The organism is Carboxylicivirga agarovorans, assembly GCF_050589845.1.
GTDB classification, from domain to species: Bacteria; Bacteroidota; Bacteroidia; order Bacteroidales; family Marinilabiliaceae; genus Carboxylicivirga; species Carboxylicivirga agarovorans.
On sequence record NZ_JBNGPA010000008.1, the window covers coordinates 141,890 to 164,616 of the forward strand.

General features: G+C 40.4%; 9 protein-coding genes. All 9 read right to left on the reverse strand.

All coding sequences use genetic code 11. The annotated features are described in order from the left end of the window. Positions 1–184: 184 nt before the first annotated feature. Positions 185–1,495: a T9SS type A sorting domain-containing protein gene (locus ACRD69_RS10860; RefSeq protein ID WP_430815107.1), complete on the reverse strand. Its 1,311-nt coding sequence runs from the start codon at positions 1,493–1,495 to the stop codon at positions 185–187. Between the two features lie 271 nt (positions 1,496–1,766). Then, a complete protein-coding gene (locus ACRD69_RS10865) occupies positions 1,767–3,416 on the reverse strand; it encodes a sulfatase family protein (protein ID WP_430815108.1) in 1,650 nt (549 codons plus the stop codon). Positions 3,417–3,481: 65 nt separating this feature from the next. Continuing rightward, complete coding sequence (locus ACRD69_RS10870; protein ID WP_430815109.1) at positions 3,482–5,269, reverse strand: sulfatase-like hydrolase/transferase; 1,788 nt, start codon at positions 5,267–5,269, stop codon at positions 3,482–3,484. A 12-nt stretch (positions 5,270–5,281) separates the two neighbouring features. Further along, positions 5,282–6,244 (reverse strand): sialate O-acetylesterase, encoded by a 963-nt coding sequence (locus tag ACRD69_RS10875; RefSeq protein WP_430815110.1) that lies wholly within the window; start codon positions 6,242–6,244, stop codon positions 5,282–5,284. 194 nt (positions 6,245–6,438) lie between these two features. After that, positions 6,439–7,950, reverse strand: a complete 1,512-nt coding sequence (locus tag ACRD69_RS10880; RefSeq protein ID WP_430815111.1) for a sulfatase family protein — start codon at positions 7,948–7,950, stop codon at positions 6,439–6,441. Positions 7,951–8,038: 88 nt separating this feature from the next. Continuing rightward, positions 8,039–9,964, reverse strand: a complete 1,926-nt coding sequence (locus ACRD69_RS10885) for a DUF5005 domain-containing protein (RefSeq protein ID WP_430815112.1) — start codon at positions 9,962–9,964, stop codon at positions 8,039–8,041. A gap of 326 nt (positions 9,965–10,290) precedes the next feature. Beyond that, on the reverse strand, positions 10,291–16,320 hold the full coding sequence (locus tag ACRD69_RS10890; protein WP_430815113.1) for a PKD domain-containing protein: 6,030 nt from the start codon (positions 16,318–16,320) through the stop codon (positions 10,291–10,293). 194 nt (positions 16,321–16,514) lie between these two features. Further along, positions 16,515–21,257: a glycosyl hydrolase gene (locus ACRD69_RS10895; protein ID WP_430815114.1), complete on the reverse strand. Its 4,743-nt coding sequence runs from the start codon at positions 21,255–21,257 to the stop codon at positions 16,515–16,517. Positions 21,258–21,414: 157 nt separating this feature from the next. Next, the gene (locus ACRD69_RS10900; protein ID WP_430815115.1) at positions 21,415–22,710 is read right to left on the reverse strand and encodes a cellulase family glycosylhydrolase; all 1,296 of its coding nucleotides are present in this window, start codon (positions 22,708–22,710) and stop codon (positions 21,415–21,417) included. Between the last annotated feature and the right edge of the window lie 17 nt (positions 22,711–22,727).

Here is a 22,727-nt window from a genome sequence, read left to right on the forward strand (position 1 = left end):
ATTCTAAGTAGTTTTTTTCTCTTGTCTTGCATTTTGTCTTTTACCTTTATCATTATTCTTGGGCAGTTAACTTTTAGTATCACTGCAACACAGCCCTCCAATCCTGGCAGTGGCTAATGTTACAGCAATTCCGTATTAAGATCAGGTTCCGGCCAAAGAACCTGAAAGTCACTTAAGAATCAATTTATTTTTTAACGAATTTGGATATACTTGTATGATTAGCAGATCTCGCTTCAATAACATAGATACCTTTACTTAATGACTGAATATCTATACGTTCGCCTGCGCGCACCATTCTTTGCTGCATGGCAAATTTACCCGTAATATCATATATTTTTACGTCAAGCGTTTCACCGTTCAGGCTTTGAATATTGATGTAATCATTAGCCGGATTTGGGTAGACTTTAATATCATTGACCAAAATATCATTGGTTGAATTAGCAATGCTTTCTGTAACGGATACATCATCAATTATGTAACTACCTGCCTGATTCCATACTTCAATTTCAATGGCCATATACTTTTCTGTTGCTTCCACTACCACAGTGTTTGTATAACTCTTGTATGTATTAGTTACATCAAAGCGGGTATTAACCAGTCTAACCACATCATGATTGTCATCATACATTTTTGCTACAATTTTAAGACTATCGGCATTGCCGTTATCGGCAAGTACTTTAGCCATGGCAGAAATAGCGTATTGTTTACCTAAAGTAATCGGAACTCTTATATCATTTGAAATAGTTGCCGTATCTGTGGCTGTTGCCAAGGTTAAATTTGCAGCATTCGTACCTCCATTTATTTCAATTGCTTCGTTATCAATAGTAGCAGTTCCCTCAACCACACTCTTCCACACGTAGTGAATACCTTCTTCAAAATCAAGATTTATGAAATTTGAGACCTCCGTTAAACTGGCATTATCGATGTAAAATCTCGTGTTAATATCAACGTCAGGATTACATTGAATCTGAGTTTTAATTCCGTCATATTTTGAATTAATGATAACAGGTATTCCATATTTAACGTATTCCTCAGCAGCAATTGCATTTACTGTTTTACTTCCATTATGACTCCCATCTAAAACGGCATTCGTAACAAGTTTGAATGGTTGGCCAATGGTGCTTGTTGAAGCTGCCTTAACATAGACAGAGAATAAGTAGGTTTTTGTACTGTCAATTCCACTTACTTCCTGAATAAGCTTGCCTTTTGTATTATTTTTTGCGGACAGAATCATTGCGGCTATTGAACCATTAATTCCTTCGCCGTCGGCATAACGCAAGTCCCTTGTATTATTTCTGTTATTATTGGTTATGTCACTTGTCCATCCGTTGAAATTAACCGAAAATTCACTTGGTGGATCGGTCATAGTGACAGCTGTATAGCTTTCAAAATTGCCATTTGTTATTAATTCCTGACTAATTGCAGAACTGCATACTAATGCACTTAAGAACAATGTGAAGATTGATTTTTTACATAGTAGAGATCTAAATTTCATAACATGGATTTTTAAAATGTTTATTACTTAGCTAAAAGTTTATGCAATAAGCCTTCCTTCATTCGTTTTCTCATTGAGAGGAATTATGCATACACATCTAAAACACCAGGTTTATTACTCAACCCTACTTCACTTTTATCATTTTTTTAGTTTTTTTTCACATTAGTCTATCCTCACTTAATAATTCATAAAAAATGGGTGCATCAACTAAAAAAGCCCGATGCACCCATTACTTATTAAGATGTAGTTTTATTAAATCCGATTTGTTCTTTTAATGACTTGCTTGTGTATTTTTTAAAAAATCATTGAGGTAAAGGCTATCCAGTTCTGACGAATCCTTGTATTTAATTCTTAACTCTGTCAGTTTCTTTTTTAGGTCTTTTACCACTTCGGCGTATTCAGGATCATTATAGACATTCGTCATTTCATTGATATCTTTTTTACGGTCGTATAACTCCCATTCATCAACATCGTAATAGAAATGAATTAGTTTATAATCTTCTGTTACAACACCATAATGTCTTTTTACCATGTGAACCGATGGATATTCGTAGTAATGGTAATAGGCAGCGTCTCTAAATCCTTCTATTTCTCCTTTAAATAAAGGTAAAAGACTTTCGCCCTGCATGTCGGCCGGCTGATCAATGCCAGCTGCCTCAAGGAATGTTTGGGCAAAATCGAGGTTTTGTACCATCTGGGTATTGGTCGTGTTGGGTGTTATCACATTTGGCCAACGCACCAAAAGGGGAGTTTTAAAAGACTGATCATAAATAAAACGTTTATCAAACCAACCATGCTCTCCCAGGTAAAAGCCCTGATCGGAAGTGTAGACCACAATCGTATTGTCAGTCAGGTCATTATCATCGAGATATTGTAGTACTTTACTTACACCTTCATCAACCGAAGCGATGGTACCAAGATAATCCTGCATGTAACGCTGATAGCGCCATTGCATCAACTCCTTCTCACTCATGTTACGATAATTCTTCTTAAACTCATCGTTAATAGGACCATAAACTTTATCCCAGGCAGCTCTTTGCGCAGCATTTTGCCTGCCGACTTCTCGTTCGAAAGCCGATTTATCCCAGTTACATGTTTCAGGTATCCCCAGTTCATCCATTAGTGCAGGATAAATTTTAGAATCGCCTGCCCAATTCATATGGGTCAATACATTCATTTCGGCAGTTTTAGCAGCGGTGCCCCGGCCTGTGTAATTATCAAATAGTGTTTCAGGTTCAGGAAATGTTTTTTGCGTGAAAGTTTTATAATGGCGTTCAGCTGGTAACCATTCACGATGTGGTGCCTTATGCAGATACATTAGCAAGAATGGCTCCTCTTTTTCTCTCTCATTCTCCAACCAGTTTAAGGCCATGTCTGTAATGATGTCCGTAACATATCCTTCCACTCTGATATTTCCCTCTGATTTGGTTATAAAATCAGGATTATAGTAGGTTCCTTGTCCGGGCAAAATTTTGAATTCATCAAAGCCTTTAGGATTATTACCAAAATGCAATTTACCAAACATGGCTGTCTGGTAACCGGCCTTTTGTAATAGCTGTGGAAAAGTCACCTGCGTTGTATCAAAAGGAAAATAGTTATCGACTTTACCATTTATGTGGCTATGTTTACCTGTTAAAATTACAGCTCTTGATGGTGCACAGATTGAATTTGTCACGCAGGCATTGGAAAAAAGCATGCCTTCATTGGCCAGACGATCAATACCGGGCGTTTGGATCAACTTATCTGAATAGGCGCTTATCGCCTGATAAGCATGATCGTCAGACATCATAAAAATGATATTTGGACGAGCTTGACTTTGGGTCGATTCTTTTTTATGCCCACAAGAAGACAGTAACAATAGAATCATTGCCAGCGGAATAATACTATTTTTTATTGATTTAAATTTCATTATTTCAAACATGGACTTTTCTTTTTAGTGATGATCAACTTATGATTTCATATTCAGTTAAAGATACATAATACTTATCATCTTACAACCAGCATTTTTTTACTAATCCTATTTTGCCCCTGCAGCAAAGTGTATAAATAAATTCCATTATTAATTTTATTGCAGTTAACTTCAACTGAATAGTTACCTATTGATTGATATTCGTTGACCAGTAATTCAACTTCCTGATTCAATATATTTAAAAGCAAGAGCTGAACCTGACCTTCTTTGTATAGAGAGTAATTTATAATTGTTGATGCTGTTGCCGGATTAGGAATATTCTGTTCCATTGAAATCACACTTGAATCGCCGGCTCTTACTTCGCTGTTTTCAATCCTGGTAGGAACAGTTGGTTCGCCATACTGCTTAAGAAGCCATTTTGAAGCACCAGCATCATCTCTTTTATTAAAGTAGTTAATTCTATTTATTAATGTTTCTTTCAACGCCTGATATTCCGGACTATTAAACAGGTTTGTCTCTTTTTTCTCCCAACTTCCATCGCGCACAAACAGGGCATTCCGTTCCATGTACCATTTATCAGCAATTGCTGAATCATCATTATTTGAAACCCATAAATAATACTCGCGATTAACGATTCCGGCAAACTGTTGTGAGCTATGGTATATAATGGCTTCATCTTTCCATTGTCCCTGTTCACCAAGTAAAATGTGCGAGAAGTCATCGCCATGTATCGGATTGCTTGCTCGCATATCACCTTTAATCAATCCCATTAGTGTTGGAAAGATATCAACATTACTAGCTACTTCTTCGATCTCAACACCTGCTGGAATATGACCTGGCCATTGTATCAGAAACGGGATGTTATTGGCTGAACTGTACATTAAGTTCTTACCAAACTCACCGTATTCACCCATATAGTCACCATGATCAGAGGTAAAGATAATGATGGTATTGGGGTTGGTTTCGTTAACAGCATCAATGATGTCACCTACTTTATCATCGATCAGGCTAACCATGTTGCAGTATTTCTTCCTTTTTCGTTTCACTTTTGACAAAGCATCATCGGTTACTGTTGGCGGAACGTACTGTGCCTCTTCGGTATTTCTGCCACTATAATCCTCACGTAACTTATCAGGTCCGTGAGGATCTGGAATGCTCAACATCAGGAAGTAAGGATTATTACCCTGATCTTTTATAAAATCAATGGCCTTATCGGCAAACACATTTGTCGGATAGGTATTATCATTCTGACCAACCAAATCGTAATCTTCGTATGGGGGCCCTGATCGATCTATAAAATCCAGGTATTTAAAATGTGAGGCATTGTAACGATACGTCATATCGTTGTAACCAAACCTTACATAAGGTACATCAGGTTCCTTACTTTGAAAAGGAGGATGGCTCCAGCCTGCAGCAATAGGATTTTTCTTGTTGCCATTGCCAAACAAATGCCATTTTCCAATGTAAGCCGATGTATACCCTTCATCATTAAAAGCATCTGCTAATGTTCGTTCATTCAGGTTCATGGGGATCTCATTTTCATATGCCCCGGTAGCATCAGGGTAACGCCCTGTTTGCAGGCTCGCCCTTGATGGCGTGCAGACTCCACTATTACAAAAGAAATTGTGCATCATGACACCATTATCAGCCAGCTTATCAATGTTTGGTGTTGATGACGGTGGCGCATCCAAATCTTTATAGCCGGTTAGTTTATCCGCATAACAAGATAAAGGCCATTTACTTAGCTGATCACAATGAATAATGAGTACATTGGGTTTTGATGAAGTAGTTACTTTGTCAGATGCGTTACCGTTGAGCCATATGAAGCGACACAATAGAATCAGTAATAAACTTTTAATTCGCATACAGTCTTGAATTTAATTAGTAGCTGGAAAAATATCACTAAGCATAACCGGCTTACTGGAACAGCTTCCTTCCGGATTATTCGTCTGGTATGTTGGATCAATTAACGGGGTTATATACTTCCCTTTGTAGTTATCCAAACCATCTTTGCAACGAATAACAAATGCGGCTTCATCAATTACAGGGCGCTGACCACTAATTAACGCAATGGCCTCTGTGGCAAAGCGTATTCCCATTTTTTTATATCCGAGGTCACTGCCATGTACATCATAACCAATTAAACCAGGCTGATACTCGTACAATTTATTACCTTGTTCATCTACAGCAACTTTTCCATTGGCTCCTCTCTTCAGAGCCATTTCATCATTCATATCATCGGTATCAATCCATGCACCACTTTTGTGCTTCGAAGCAACTTCTTCCTGAATTTTTCGAATGGCAGACCAGTTTTTTACCCGCCACTCATCAGTACCAGGTTTTAGTCGTGCATCATTAAGCCGACCAATGACAACATTAAAGCTTACTGGTGCATATTCCTTTTCTAAAGCCGCAATTAAAGCCTCCAGGTAAATTTTATAATTAGCAGTACTGTTCACCGACTTCACTTTAGTGGTATCATGGTCGGCTTCACCTTGCATCCAAAGGAATGTCACCGTTGTTAACTCTTTTTTGTCGACTTTGTTTTTCGTTAACTCCTCTTTAGCCAATTTATTGAGTGTGATAAAATGGCGGTGCGTTTTAAGTTCTCCGTTTTCATCCTTATCAATCCAGTTACGGATAGAGTTACCCCCTTTTGCCCATTTCACAAAGAATACTTCATCATCGGGAAAAGCTGCCCTAATGATTGGTTTAAAAGAGGTGGAAGGATCCAGATTACCCATGTTTGACTGACCGCTAAGCAGGAATAAGTGTTTGTCCTGCCCCTTAGTGAAGAACACCATCAATGTAATGAGCGAAATTGTTAAGATTGTTTTCATTTAGCTTTAGTTATTTATGCTTAAGTTTTTTTTTCTTGAGGTGTACACCGTTGAAAGGTGAATCAATTAACAGTTCCTCATTCATATAACAACGTATTGATACTTTAACCCTACCAGGCATACGAAAAAGAGGATGCTCATCAACGAACACCCTCACTGTTTGCGCTTTCTAATAATAATACCGAATGTGAATTTTAGTGATCAGCTCCGTCTGATCTCCTGATACCGATGCTATGCCCCTGTTCAAGGTGTAATCGCAACATCGCTGAAAGTTCTTTAACTTTCTCGTGATTTTCCTCCCACAAGTTATTCTCCTGCTTAGGATCAGTTTTTAAATTGTATAGTTGTCCCCGAGCATGGGCTTCTTGAGCTATTTTAGATTTCTTACCTCCTTTTCCCAGCTGGCTATATGGTCCACCACTTCCTTCAAAAGGTGCATATACCCAATCACCACACCTGATAAAATCATACCCGAAAAAGGTATTAAGAACAGCATAGCTTCGAATTGGTTTTCCCGGCGTTTCTCCTTTCAGATATGGCAGGATGCTATAGCTATCTTCAGCAACATATTCATTCAAAGAATCATTAAAGTAGTCGGCAAGTGTTGCATAAAAATCCTCAACCATCACCAATTCATGATTAACAGAAGCAGGTTTGACTATTTCCGGCCACTTAATAATCATAGGTATACGGTGACCTCCTTCATACATATCTCCTTTTACTCCTCGCCAGGCACCATTCATATCATGACCATAATGCGATTGAGCACTACCCACATTATGAGGTTTAATGTGCGTAGGATTAGATCGTCCATGCGAGCCATTGTCGCTTGAGAATATGACCACTGTATTATCATCAATACCATGCTTTTTCAATCTTTTTAATACTTCTCCTACAACCCAGTCAGTTTCCATCACAAAGTCACCATACCAACCAACTTCACTTTTGCCTTGCCAGTCTTTACCCGGAAAGATGGGCGTATGTACAGAGGTTAAAGGAAAATATAAGAAGAAAGGTGTGTCTTCATCTTCAGCGCGTTGATCAATGTATTGCAAAGCTTCATCGGTGACAGTAGCTAAAATGGCAGAAAAATCCCAGCCTGGAGCAGCCGGCTTGCCTTTACGTCCTTTTTCTGTCGGAATAACCGTCACCAATCTATTGCGCATATAGGTGTATGGCGATGATGTGGAAGCACCATGCAAACCAAAGAAATAATCAAAGCCCTGGTCATTGGGACCATCGCTTGTAGGAACAGTATAATCTGTTTTATTTCCCAACGGATGCTTTTGATCAGGTGCACTATACCATGCTTGCCCCAAATGCCATTTACCAATACAAGCGGTATGATAACCTTTCTCTTTCAAATATTCAGCTACTGTTACCTGTTGCGGTTCAATCATACAGGCATTGTTAGCTGAACCTATTTTACCATCCCAGTCTTCACGTGCAAACTGTCGCCCGGTTAGTAAACCATATCTTGAAGGACTGCAAACCGAAGCTCCTGAATGGGCGTCTGTAAAACGGATACCTTCAAGAGCCAATTGATCAATATTTGGTGTTGGAATTTTTCCTTTGGGATAATTCGCCTGAACATCTCCATAACCGAGATCATCAACAAAAATGTAAACAATATTAGGCTGTTTTTGGGCAAATAAAGGACAGATAACGAGAAGTACCAGGACCACTGAAATACAAACTTTTTTCATATTTATCGATTTAATTTAACTATCAATTAAACTCCACGGATGGATAAAACCTGAAGACTTTTTTACGGGGATTACTTTTTAAGAAGAATTATTCTTTAACTATCCTTGTTGAAACATTGTTAACACAAAGAATATAACTACCTGGTGGTAGTGTCGAAAGATTGATACTGCTTGCACTGGTAATTTCACTTACACAGAGGCCCCCTGAAACAGAATATACTTTAATATTATTTTCAGTTTTAGGGTCAACAATGTGAATAACATCTTTAACAAGTGTTGGGTAAACAATCGCTGAGTCTTCATTTATCGGTTTATCAGTTATGGTCGCATCTACCGGCTTAGCATTTGTTCGTCCAAACAAGTTGATGTTTAACACATTTGCCACATCACTACCATCCTGGCTAGGTGTTGTAATATAAACTCTCCAATACCTCCCTTTTGTTTCTTTGACAGGAGCATCATATATATCAGCGGTATTGTCAAATACTATATCAACATCTTTCCAACCATTATCATCATTGTCACTATCATTGACCTGCAACTTGAAATCTCTGGTATTTAAATGACTATTGCCACTGAGTTGTCCCTCATTTAACATTTGCCATCTGTCAATGTAATACTCCTGACCTAAATCGATGGATATCCATTTATCACCTGAGGTGACATCCTGCCATTTAGATTCATCCCTGGCATTCACATTAAAAGCTTTAGTATGCTTATAAGTACTTCCGTTAAAACCGGAAGCATTGGTTTTTTCATAGGTATGAGAAACGATAAACTGTGGTGCACTGGTAGCCAACTCATTCAAATCAATTCTAAAAAAACGCCCACGGTTTTTATTGTGATCTTTTACATTGGGCTGATAGCAATTAACGCAGTAAGAAATCAATAATTCACCCGGATCAGACAAGTGCTGGTGAGCTTTGGCACCATAAAAGTTTGGGATATTAGGTCCCAACTCATCCATTTCATCAACAATTCCCCATACAGGGACACCATCACTCCATGGACCAACGGGTGAATCCGCTATTTTATACTCCACTACAGGCTGCGATAATTTCCTGGAATAGATAGCCATATATTTACCGGAAAAAGGTCCGGTTCTGATTGGAGTAACACTGTATCGATCACTCGACACTATTGGAAAGATCTCGGCATCATCACTATCCAGATCCATAAAGTCAGTGGTCCATTGACTTCCATTCCAGAATTCATATTTCGAAAAATCTGTGAAATCCGCTTTTGCTACCCTGGATACAACAGCCCCTCTTTTTGTTTTAACCTTTCGCGCACCATACACATAAATATAACCATCAGGTGTATGGGCTCCTCCTGCTATGGAATTGTCCATCAGCGCTGAGCCCAGGCGTGTATTATTATCTCCATCAGCACAAAAGAATGGTGTTGTTTCCATCATATTAGCGGAGTTGGTCAAATCAATATCATTATCCACAATTGGAATATGTACCATGTTTACACCAGACACTCCTGCTTTATTGACTTCAACAGTCATAAACATATGGATCTTACCGTCCTGATAAAGACCATCCATGGCCCAGGCATGCTCGATAAAAATATTTCTGTCTCCGGTAATGCGCTTTCCATCATCCTCTCCCCAATGATACTCCACATCTGTAAATTGTTGCTGATCAAGGTCTTGTAATGGACTCAGAACACCAATGGCATGATTCATCATTTTATCGCCAGATACCACATAGGTATTGGCATCCATATTTTCGCAGGTATGTGAGTCACTAAAAAGAATCAAGGTTTTAGTGCTTTGTTTCTGCCCCTGACGATCATCACCACTAAATGGAACCATAAAAATACCATCGCCCGAATACCACCCTGAACCGGATGTACGTTTGAAAATATCATCCCATTCAGGCGCATCAATTGCTTTGAGTGGCATTTCTTTTGATGGAAAAGCGTTTTGCGCAGATATTGAAACTATGCAAAACTGTAAGGAAACAGCAAGTAATAGAGAAGCATATAATCCTGTATTTTTTTTCATAATCCTGGTTTATTGTAGCAATTTTTGAAGGTATCTGAAAATTCATCTTCCACTTCAGTAAATAAACACCAGATTACGAATCAAACCCTACTTGTTGTCATCAAAAAAGATAATCCCATTGACGCTAAACATTCACATCTTTTATTTCTTACCGTCTTTCATGGCGCAATTAGCCTTCAAAATCTTTTGCCTTATTTGAAATAAAACAGCTATCAACCAGAGCAAAAAAAAAGGATTCAACCTTTATTCGTTGAATCCTTTTTTTGTGAATCAAAATTGATCAGGCTTTTAACCTGGGGTCGAAATTTAATGTCAAATCCTGGTTTTTATTGTTTAATGATCTTTACTGTTGCTGAACTATTGTTTTGAAGAACAGTAATGAAATATAGTCCTGGCTGACAGGCAGTCATATCGATCTTTTGCTCAAAATCCACGATTTCAATTTCTGTCAATATATTTCCGCTTATATCGCGCAGGTACGCCACTCCACTATTATTGTCAAGCGTTAATATAACATGTGTTTTTGCAGGATTTGGATGACACATGAACGTTATGGCCTCCTCTTCACCTATACTTGTTGAAAGGGTACCATATACCTCAAACTCATATAAACTATAACCATATACTGTAGCTCTTGATGTTCCATACATTCTGACATATCTTCCACTGGCAGACACAGAAATATCATCAAGGTCACCATTACCTGAAGCTTCAGTGTAAATGCTTGTCCAATTGGCAGCATCATCAGAGACCTGAATTTCGTATGCTGTAGCATAGGCAGCTTCCCAGGTCAGTGAAATTCTATTCAGGTCATAAACAGCTCCCAGATCAACATAGATCCATTGGGGATCGCTAAATTGGCTGGCCCAACGTGTTGACTGATCTGCATCAACAGCCATGCCGCCGATCGTGCCTCCATGCTCATCGCTACTTGTATGTGTACTCTTGTTTAAAGCAAGGTTAGCATTACCCGAATTATCAATGACAGTTATTGTTACTTCATCACTATCTGATGCATTTTTATCATCTGTTACCGTGAGTCTAAATTTATACATACCTTCTGCTAAACCTGTCAATGCGATACCTGAAGAGCTTGTGTTTGAAACACTGATCACAAGTCCGCTCACTTGTTCCCATTCATATGTTATAGGGTCTGAATCCGGATCATAACTTCCTGAACCATCCAGAACAATATCATTATCAGGTAAAATAAGTGTCTTATCATCACCTGCGACAGCAACAGGCGCATCATTACCTACATAACTGTCAGAACCACAATCGCCAACATTGAAACTGTGTTTACATGCGTTTGTAGAGTTTTCAGGACCATCGGTTCTACTGTATGTGTAGTAGAAATAGATAAGCTGTCCATCAGATAAATTGCTTAGTTTGAAAGGCTCATGTGGGTTAACGTGATATCCTGCCAGCCCGTTGGGGTTAGTGCCATAGTAAAGTAAACATGTTGCGTCACCATAGCCTTCAACAGATGGAATGAATGTAACAGATGTGTTGGATGCACCTGATGATAAAACCTCCGCGGTGTAGTCGCCCGTACATGCATCAAAATTACATGCTACCGAATGAACGCTTACTTCGAGCATATCACTTGCTGTTGCACCCTGGTTATCTGTCACCACGAGCTCTATTTGATGAATGCCTTTAGCTAATGTAACTTCAGGATTCAAACCATGTGCTATCACCAGTCCGTCTTCATACCAGTCATAGCTATATATGGCATTTTCAGCATCAGTACTTGCTGAAGCATCCAGATGACAGATCTCTACTCCATCATTATTATTATCATACAGATCAATGTCGCTGCCCGCATCAGCCACAGGCGCCTGGTTACCTGGACTTGCGACAATGATAACAATTTCATCAGATGCTTTGGAGCCCATGTTATCGTATAGTTCCAGGGTAACTACATTGGTACCGGTGTTAAAGTTGTGATCACAAGTAAGGCCGGTACCTATCACCGTTTCGTCAAGTAACCAGGTATAGTTCTCTATTGTGCCATTGGCATCGTAGCTGCCTGAAGCATCGAGTGAAAAGGACTCATAGCCATTTTCATCAGAATCAACAAGGCTTTGGTCTTCACCTGCAATGGCGACAGGTAATTGATTGACCACAATGTTAAGCATATCATTTGATGAAACACCATCATCATCAGTCACTGTTAAAGTAATAGCATGCTGTCCCAAAGACAGGTCCATCGAAAAAGTAGCACTTGTTGAGATCACCATGGCATGCTCAGTCCATGAATAGGATGAAATTGTTCCATCACTATCTGTGGATAAAGAGGCATCAAAGGTGTAGTTAACCAGCCCGTCTAAATCTTCATCAATCAGCAGTATATCATCACCTGCATGGGCATACGGAGCCATGTTATCAGGATCAACTATCATGATGGTGGTTTCATCGGCAGCACTAACTCCATCATTATCGCTTACCACAAGTGTGATGATATGAATGCCGGTTGATAACTCGATGGTCGGTGACAGCCCTGTAGCTATTTCAAGGCCATCTTTTTGCCATGAATAAACATCAATAGTTCCATCTGAATCACTGCTTGCCGATGCATCCAGGGTAATTGACACCAGATCATCACCATCGTCATCGTTAACAGTAAGGTCACTGCCTGCATCTGCCAAAGGTGCGACATTATCCGGATCTACAACAGTGACAATTATCTCATCTTCATCACTCAGGTCTTCAGAATTGGTCACTATCAGGGTGATATGATGTATTCCTGTACTTAATTCAATGGTGGGGTTTACACCACTTGCAATTTCAATACCGCTTATAAGCCATGAATATGCCGTGATAACATCATTGGAATCAAAACTTGACGAAGCATCAAGTGTAACTGAAGCGATATCATCCCCATTATCATCTTCAACCATAATATCAGACCCGGCATCGGCTGTGGGCGCCAGACCACCTCCACTAACAACAACTTTCACAACATCAGTTGCTGTATTTCCATCATTATCACTTACTGTTAACAGCACATCATAGCTACCTCTTGCTAAACTAACAGATGGAGCTTCACCACTTGCAATTTCATTTCCGTCTATGCTCCATAAATAAGATGTAATTGTACCGTTCTGATCAGAACTTCCGGTACCATCAAGATTAACAATTTCTGATTTATCGCCATCCTTATCAATGACTATAATATCGGTACCTGCACTGGCAACTAATCCACTTGAAAAGGCGACTTCGCCTTTCCCATTCCACTTCATTACCCTTACATAGTCGATTAACAATTTTGCAGGAAATGGCGCAGTAACTTCACCGGCAGTTGCAGCATCGGTGAAGTTACCTCCTACTGCAAGGTTCAATAAAAAATAGAAGGGTTTATTGAATTCAGCTGATTCAGAACCTATAGGAAATGGTGCGGTGTAGAGGTCATATTCTTTTCCCGCATCTTCAACGGTAAAACGAATTTTCATATCATCCCAGTAGGTACGATAGATCACAAACCTATCATTTAAAGGGTTTGATGCTTTGTAAGGTGTACAATAATAATTATCGTAGGAGATACTGGCAGCACAATCGGTATTTTCTCCGGTACATGCCTCATCATCATAAAATATCAGGTTTGAGCCGACAACCTGGTTTTCTGTTGCACCCAGGATTTCCTTTTCAATTCTGAACTGCTCCCTCTGCCCCATTTCCATCATGTCGATCTCTCCACAGCGCGGCCAGCCAACTTCTTCATGATTGATCCCAAGCATCCAGGCAGCCGGCCATAAACCTGTTTCCAGGTCCGGCACCTGCATTCTGACTTCCACAAGTCCATGCCTGATGCTCATGTTGTTTTGAGTCGTTACTTTACCTGAAGTGAATGCACCGGATCCCATGCTTTGCTTTTTTGCTTCCAGAACCAGGGCATGATTTCCCGGTTCGGATGAAATCTCTTCAGTGTATACGTTATCTTCATGATAATACTGAAGCTCTTCATTACCCCAACCACATAGGTCAGGACAGCCATCTCCGGTATCAACATTCCATATCTCCGTGTTTAGGCTGTTAAAATTATCTTCCCATATAATTTCACGAACATCGATCATTACATCATCTTGTGATACAAATCCATTAGCATCGGTGGTTGTCAATGTTAGAAAGTGATTTCCTGCTGTAAGTTCGATCGTGGGATTTTCACCAATGGCAATTTGCGCACCATTTTCCGACCAGTCATAGCTGACAATATCACCGTAGCTACCGGTTCCATTAAGTGATACTGTCTCAACGCCATCCTTATCGCTATCTACAATAGCCTGATCAGCACCAGCATTTGCCAGCGAATTACCATCGACGTATGAAACCTCGCCTCTCCCTTTCCACTTGCGTACGCGGACATAATCCACATACATCTTGTTGGGTAACGGACTTGTAATATCATTGGGCTCCAAAAGACCTGTAAATTGACCACCAACAGCCAGGTTCAGTATAAAATAAAAAGGCTTTCTAAAAGCATCCGTAACATCAGTAATTGGAAAAGGCGCTTCATATAAATCATATTCAACGCCTTCATCCTCTACTGTTAATCGTATTTCATTTTCATCCCAATAGGTTCGATAGATGACATACCGGTTGTTTAGACCCGTTGGAGCGACATAGGGTTTGTCATAAAAAGTATCCCAGGCAATACTGGCAGCACATGTAGGGTTATCTTCAGCACAAGCTCCCGATTCATACCAAATAAGGTTTGCGCCAACATAGTTGTTTCTGGAAACACCGCCATAGCCTTGCCTCAATCGTTCTTTATCGGCGTGCCCCATCTCCATCATGTCCATCTCACCACAATAGGGCCAGCCTATTTCGCGATGATTAATGCCTAAAAGCCAGGCCGCGGGCCATAATCCGTTTTCAACATTGGGTGCCTTCATTCTCACCTCAATAAGGCCGTATTTAATGGCCAGTTTGTCTTCGGTTGTTACTTTTCCTGATGTAAATTCATTTTCACCATTATTTTCATGCCTTGCCTCCAGTACCAAAGCATTGTTTCCCTCTTCACCTTCTATTGCCTCAATTAAAACATTATTTGGCTGATAGGATTGTAATTCCTCATTACCCCATCCACACAATTCAGGGCATCCGTTACCTGTCACTGCGTTCCAGATATCTGAATTAAAAGAGTCAAAGTTTTCTTCCCACAAAATCTCGCCGATACTTTCATCACCAACCTGGACAACAATTTCATCCGATGCAGAGTTTCCCCCTGCATCGGCGATAGTCAATTTAATGTTATGCACTCCGACAGGCAGTTCAATTTCAGCGTAGGCTTCATTGCTTAAAACCGTTTCACCGATACTCCACACATAGGAAGCGATACTACCATAACTACCCGCTGCATTAAGCGTGACCGTTTCACCTTCTGCCACATTCATATCACCTCCGGCATTGGCCAACAGTTCATTGGTATCGGTAACTTCTCCCTTTCCGTTCCATTTCCTGATGCGGATATAATCTATATACATTTTACCAGGCAGAGACGCTGTTACCTGACCGACATTTTCAGCATCGGTAAAATTACCACCCACTGCCAGGTTCATCAGCAGATAAAATGGCTTTTTGAACTCTTGTGCGGCATGACCAATGGGGAAAGGTCCTGCATACATCTCATGGGTTACACCATTGTCCTCAACCGTGAATTTTATTTCCTGATCATCCCAGTATAAGCGGTAAATAACAAAACGTTCGTTTAAAGGCACTCCCGCTTTGTATGGTGTACAGTAATAATTATCAAAAGCAATACTGGCAGCACAATCAGCGTTCTCGCTGGTACAAGCTTCATCATCAAAAAACAGCAGATTTGATCCTGCCACCTGATTAGGGGACGCATCTCCAATGCCTTTATTGGATAAAAACACTTGCTTCTGCCCCATTTCCATTATGTCGATCTCACCACATTGCGGCCAGCCAACAGCACTGTGATTGGTTCCCAGCAGCCAAACGGCAGGCCACAGGCCTACTTCCACATCAGGCGCTTTCATCCTGACTTCGATCATTCCGTACTTAACGGCAATCTTATTTTCTGTAGTTACTTTTCCCGAGGTAAATGACTTATCGCCCATTACTTCAGAGCGTGCCTCCAGGACAAGGGCAAAATTCCCTGGTTCACCGGGAATTTCTTCAATCTTTACATTATCAGGATGATAATATTCCAACTCTTCATTACCCCATCCGCATAACTCAGGGCAACCATCTCCGGAGGTGATATTCCACCTGTCCGTATCCAGGGTATTAAAGTTATCTTCCCAAATGATCTGGCCAACCTGGGCATTGACTGTCTGCAAACTTACCAGCCCAAGAAGAAGTATAACCAATATATTGATCGAAATTTTCATCTCATTATTATTTTAACTTTCAATGCAATCGATGGGTACGATAGCTACCGTACTCCCTATGAATGTATCTTACGTATTAGAAACAGTTCTCATGAGGTGTTTCATTGTCATAGATTGTTAAGGACTGATGAAAAAGATCACCAGTCCTGCTTGAATTTAAATCACATTCATTATGAAATCTAATGGCTTAAAAACTATCTCTTAATGACTTTAAAAACCTGTTTGTCACTATTTGATATAACTTCGAACACATAAACGCCCTGTGGGTATGAACTCATCTGGTAAAGCACTTGTGATGAAGCACTTTCTATGCTATCTAATAAATTCCCCCTTGTATCATAAACCCGAATAGCACATAACTCATCCGGTAATTCAATTGTTAATAAGTCAGTTACAGGATTTGGATAAAAACGGAGCCCATTTCCAAAAGTATTACCAATAGACGTTGAAGTACAATTGTCACCAACAGTATAAGTGAACGTTTTTGTTACGGACAAACCGCCTGCATAGGCAAATTTGCATGCAAGCTGCAACTCTGTCCCCGGAACCTGATCGGTTAAGCGAATTGAGAAAACACCATTATTATCAGACATTGGTGATTCTTCAAAACCAGAGGTCATATTCCAGAGATAGGCCACAACACCCAATTGGTTGTCGAGCAACTCAAATGTCACATCCACATCAGTACCAGAGGTTTCAAAGCCATAGTTATAACCAACTGAGAAAGTTCCCTGTGACGCTTCAGCTGAAAGACCTGAACAATCGGTATTATTACTCTCTGTTGTGCTGGCTTCCAGAACGATCGGATTATTTGCCGCCTGATTATCTGAGTTATCGGTCACTGAAACGGAGAATGAATAAGTTGTATTAGGGCTAAGGCCGGCCACCACACAGGATTTTATTTCTCCTGATACCGCTGTTGTTATCTTTGTTATACCACCATAAGAGATGTTATAAACCAAAGCACCTGAATTATCCACAGCACCTAATAATAGCTCCACACTGGTTGCTGTTATAGTACCAACTTCAGCAGTAAAATCAGTTGGTGCCTCAAAATCCGGAGTACAACTACTACCAACGATATAAGACAAGTATTTAGTGACTGAAGCTCCACCGGCGTAAGCAAATTTGCATGCCAGGTTCAGCGTTTCTCCGGGTGTTTGACCTGAAAGAACAGTCGAGAATTTTTGTCCTTCAACATGGTCCATACTTTTCTCGGAGAATGGCTCCTGCACCCATAAATAAGCTATTAAGCCTAATTTTTCATCGAATAGTTCAAAGTTCACATGTACATCTGTTCCAACTGTTTCAAAGGTCGCTTCGTAACCCAGATCAAAGGTTCCCTGTTGTGCTTCAGTCGATGTTTCACTGCATGACATCACCTCTAAAAATGAAATATTGATCGCCTGAGAAGTGACAACAGCTCCTCCATCATCGCTTGCTTTAGCAGTGATCGCGTATTCTCCGGCATCACCTGTCCATAACATTGAATAGGGAGAAGATGTATCAGTACCTATTAAGCTGCCATTCTGATAAAATTCAACCTGTTGAATCGTACCATCCAGATCACTGGCACTGGCAGTAATAGTGATCTGATCTCCAGCCAGAAAAAAGTCACCTTCTTCCGGTGAAGTAACAGACACCATTGGTTCAATATTTTCAGTTGCACTTACAATTACCAATAATTCATCCTTATCATTGTAAGTTCCATTATCGACCTCCAGTTCAACAGCGTATATGCCCTCTTCCAAATTAGAAAGTACTGGTTGAACAGCAGCTGCATCATTAAATGTAATTACCGAAGGTCCGTATAGTTGCGTCCACTTGTAAGTTAAAGGTAATGCGCCAGGACTCTCACTTCCACTTGCATCGAGACTTGCTGATGAAGCAGGTAGTAATACTTTCTTGTTCCCTCCTGCAACTGCCACCGGCTGGTTATATGGCAAGGCTGAGGCGTATGTAAATGTCAGTTTACCCAGGTTCAACTCTCCACTATCAAAAGCTATTCGTAGTATATGCACTCCTTTCGTCAAGGGTATATCATTCACTGTTGCTGATGCCCAAGTGTCCCAACCATTGGTAGCATGAGTGGCTCCAACTGAAATATCATCACTGATCTTCTTACCATCTAATTCCAGATAAAAGGGACCACCACCATTATTATTTCCACATGCATATCTAAATGACAGATCATGTAAACCAGACTCTGCAACATCAATGGTGTATTCCATCCATTCACCACCTGAAATCCATCCTACTGTGGCTCCTTCTCCATTTACCTCAAGAACATCAACATATTCTTCAGACCGATATCCACCTTCATTATTAGCTGACAGATCATTATAAGCTATTCCCTGACCCGGGCCACCTTCAAAAACATCGTATTTGCCGGGTTCTATTTCACCTGGTATGGCAACAGGACTTCCCGTATAAGGTAATTGCCGACCTACCACTACAGACACGACATTGGTAACACCAAAGACTTCTCCATCATAAACTTTCGCATAAAACTTATGCACTCCTGCAGACAAGTTACTTACTTTTAATTCATAGGGTGCACTTGTTACTTCGCCGACCGAAGTACTTCCACTTAAGAACTCCACCTTGGTAGTGCTGCCGCTACCTAAAGTCACTGTCAGGTCAACACTTCCATTAACAAAGGCACTTGAAAAGCTGGAAGTAAGCGTTGCATCCACCTCCACATCTTTACTGGTTACCATAGTATTGGCAGGCACCATAAATGCGTATCCATCAGAGAATGTAACTGCGATATCCGTATTTGAATAGTTATGAGCCACATAGGTTATTTCACCGTTCTTATTGAATGCCACAGCCATCGGATAATCTGCGGTTATGGTTGTCTCAACGGTACCAAGGGCATTCATAGCATGAAGCCAGTAATAGGTCTGGGCATCGGATATACCAAACTTTAAATTTCTGTCGGGATAGGAGTTATACATTTGGATCGCTTCTGCCGGATCAATAAAAGCCAGGTATTCCCACATGACATCGTGCCATAAGTTTGGATTTTCTTCATTCCCTAAAATTCCAGTGTTTTGGGTGATCTCTGTCCAAAGCTTCTGCACGTAATTGGTGTTATGCCCAAGGTATAAGGATCCACCGTGTATCGGATACATTTCGATACCGTACGACGCTGCTATATCAGCAGTCCAGAATGTTCCATTATCGTATGAGTTACCCCATACCCGCGATACCAGGCTATACTGTTGTTCGGCTCTGAAGTTTCGCTCATACATATCAAACCAGTACTCTTCAATTGCGGTTTGCTCAGTTGTGTACAGATAAATTCCTAAATCTCTGATCTCATCATTTCCTGTTATGGTTCCCCAGTGTATCAATGACGAATGGAACTGCATACTCTCAGAAGTGGATTCCTGGTCGTTACCTTGCGGAAAACTTGCAAATCCATTGGCCCAGCAATGCCCGGCATATGGGCTGAAATTCCTTAGGAATGGATATTTATCGTGGTTCCTGTTTGGTGTTGAAGCATCATGAACAAGCATATTGATCATATCACCCCATTCTGCTGCCCAGCCAGGTTCATATTGCTCCATAAATGCAGCAGCATGAATAAAGTATCCCCAATGAAAATGATGGTCATTAATATTGCTATCCTGTCCGTGACCTGCCGGATACCCCAGCATAGCCGACCATGTATCATTGTAATAAAATAAGAAAGCCACCTCACCTGATTCGTATGTTAACCAATCCTCCAGCCTTTCTTTAACAGTCGCGATCATTTTATCACGCGATGCGGTGTTTCCCATTAAATCGGCTATGCGAGCGGTTTGGATCAAACGGTTCATCACCTGGCCCTCGTTATAAGAATCTGTCCATGTAGCTAATTCATCGTTCTCCAAAGCCTGCACCTTATCGCTTAACGCGCCCAGATCAAAACCGTCACTATAATTTGTAACATAAGGTAGTGTTGGCAAAATACCATGAAAGGTATTCTCTACACTAAAGGTGTTACCGGCTAACATTTTTAATTCTCCTCTGACAGACGCGTAAGATTCCTCCTCTGGCTGAGGTGAGTCAGAAGCCAGGTTAGCCCACTGATGCGGCAATAAGCCAATCAGCATATCTGTATTTGTTCCCTCTTTAACGTCTGTTTCTACAACAAAATCTGTTCTTAATACAGAATTTGTCTCATCAAAACTCCATGATGTGGTGGTATTAGTCGGAAATACGTAAGCATATTTCTTAAAATCGTTTGCAATAGTTGACAGATTCGTTGCAGATTGCGGGGCCATGGCTATTGACCAGTAGTTTTTCCCATTTAAGCTTGAAGTATAGTCACTTCCATTTGTTTCCCAGACACTTCCTGCCGGAGCATAGACTATAAAATCTGCATTACTGTGGGCATCTTCAATTAACAACATTTCCCCCGAAACAGTCACTGTACCATGGTTAACGGTAACACGTGCTATATCAGAAGCAGCTTTATTAAAATAAACAAATGGCATCCCAATACCGGCCGTAGCTTCAAAGTTATGTGTATCATTGGTCCAGTTCATTGTTACCGTCCAATCACTATGATCAGCAACAGTCGCTTTACTTGCATTTAAGTCTGTTACCCCAACAATAATAGGTTCCAGATCATCAAAAACACCCCATGGAATATAGCTGATAAGCAGGCCCGAATTAAGGGTTCTGAAGCCCATTGGATAGTTAAACAGGTTGTTGGCATGATCTTCTTTTACAAGCGTTGACCACCAATCATTGGTTGGCACAGGTTTACCCACGGCATTACCACTTAGCTGTGGTGTACCAGACGGATAACCATTACGACCGGCTTCATCAACACCGGGATGCTGAGTGGTATAGCTTCCACTTCCAACATTGACCACCTGTGCATGAAGATGATATACCGAACTTAATGCCAGTATCAGCATTAACGTACAAAATTTTTTCATGATCTTTTTCTTGAATTTATTAACTTTTACTAGCTGTATTTTACTGAATCAAATGCTTTCACATGGCGGAGATCAAACTAACAAAGTGACTATCTCAACTTTGAAAACTCCCTGATGTATCGTGTTATAACTTCTTATCTCCTATTCTTGTGTCATGTTAACTAAATGAAAACCAGTTTAACATCATTACACCTGAATTGAGTTTAATCCGTATCGTTTGCTTTCCTTTTAATAACTTAATTGATGCCTGAACCGTTTGCCAGGCTTCCGTTCCCCCCGTATTACTTAATAGTAAAGTATGATTTGGCAAGCCATCAATATTCAGGTCTATTTGCGCGCCATTTTCACTGGCATATCGAATATCAAATTCATATTCTCCTTCTTCGGGAGCCTCAATCTGATATTCCACCCAATGTTCTTCTTTAAAATCAAAAAGTTCTAAAGATTCATCTGAAGCATCTGTGCAAACACGAACACGAGGACCGCCTATCCACCCTTCATTACCTATACACTCGCTAATGCAAATGGAGCTATAGTGCTCTGCTTCTATTTTTTGCTGTGGTGTGTAATAGGTATTCTTGTCCATGGTGGACAACTGTGTATAAACCTTTCCCAGATCAGTTAATTCAACGGAAGTGGAATTCTTAAGAAGAAACATGTACGGAAAACTTTTCTCACTTTTTCCACCTCTTGGCAAGAACCAGGCGTAACGCTCAATTAATGGTTCACACTCCAGGTAGTTAATGACATCAGACATAAACATTTGTTGGTCTGCGGCTGTATATGTTTCTTCATTCAAACCATCCCATGCACAAAACTCCGTTAACCAAACTGGTTTGTTATATTTTTTAAAACGCTCTATATACCACTTAACTGCAGAAGGATGTGACATATAGCAATGAATTGAAATGGCATCCACTTCATCAATTGGCACTAAAGTAAAAAACTCGTCGAGCCAGGTGACAGGGTCATGATACCCCTCTAATGTCCCGTAGTTCATAGCCGGCGAAATGACCTTCAGACCAAGCTCACTGGCTATTGATTTGATATCCGGCCATTTATCTGCTACTTCCCGGGGCGTCATGTTGGCCTGATCGACCAGGTTAGGTTCGTTGATGGCCAGTAAATAGCTGCAGTCCGGATTGCGCTTTACATAGTCCCTCAGCACCTCCTTATCAATTCCATTCCAGGCCATAGGACAAAAATCAACGGCTTTCTCCCTGGCCACTTTATCAAACATTTCATCTTGTGCCGGAGCCCAGTTATAGGACCATGAAATGCCTTTGCTCAATACGTTAATATCATCTACAAACTGATAACCAAATGATACTCCCCTTTTAGGACTCTTCGCCTGTGAAACAATGGCTTTAGCTGTACTGCCCTTTTCATTCGGATGAATACACGATGAAAGCAGCGTTACGACCAATGCGATATAAATACAGGAGGTTTTCATTATTAGGTATTTTAGAT

Coding starts and splice junctions, on each gene's coding strand:
- ACRD69_RS10860 (WP_430815107.1), bottom strand. CDS start 1,495: ATGAAATTTAGATCTCTACTATGTAAAAAATCAATCTTCACATTGTTC.
- ACRD69_RS10865 (WP_430815108.1), bottom strand. CDS start 3,416: ATGTTTGAAATAATGAAATTTAAATCAATAAAAAATAGTATTATTCCG.
- ACRD69_RS10870 (WP_430815109.1), bottom strand. CDS start 5,269: ATGCGAATTAAAAGTTTATTACTGATTCTATTGTGTCGCTTCATATGG.
- ACRD69_RS10875 (WP_430815110.1), bottom strand. CDS start 6,244: ATGAAAACAATCTTAACAATTTCGCTCATTACATTGATGGTGTTCTTC.
- ACRD69_RS10880 (WP_430815111.1), bottom strand. CDS start 7,950: ATGAAAAAAGTTTGTATTTCAGTGGTCCTGGTACTTCTCGTTATCTGT.
- ACRD69_RS10885 (WP_430815112.1), bottom strand. CDS start 9,964: ATGAAAAAAAATACAGGATTATATGCTTCTCTATTACTTGCTGTTTCC.
- ACRD69_RS10890 (WP_430815113.1), bottom strand. CDS start 16,320: ATGAAAATTTCGATCAATATATTGGTTATACTTCTTCTTGGGCTGGTA.
- ACRD69_RS10895 (WP_430815114.1), bottom strand. CDS start 21,257: ATGAAAAAATTTTGTACGTTAATGCTGATACTGGCATTAAGTTCGGTA.
- ACRD69_RS10900 (WP_430815115.1), bottom strand. CDS start 22,710: ATGAAAACCTCCTGTATTTATATCGCATTGGTCGTAACGCTGCTTTCA.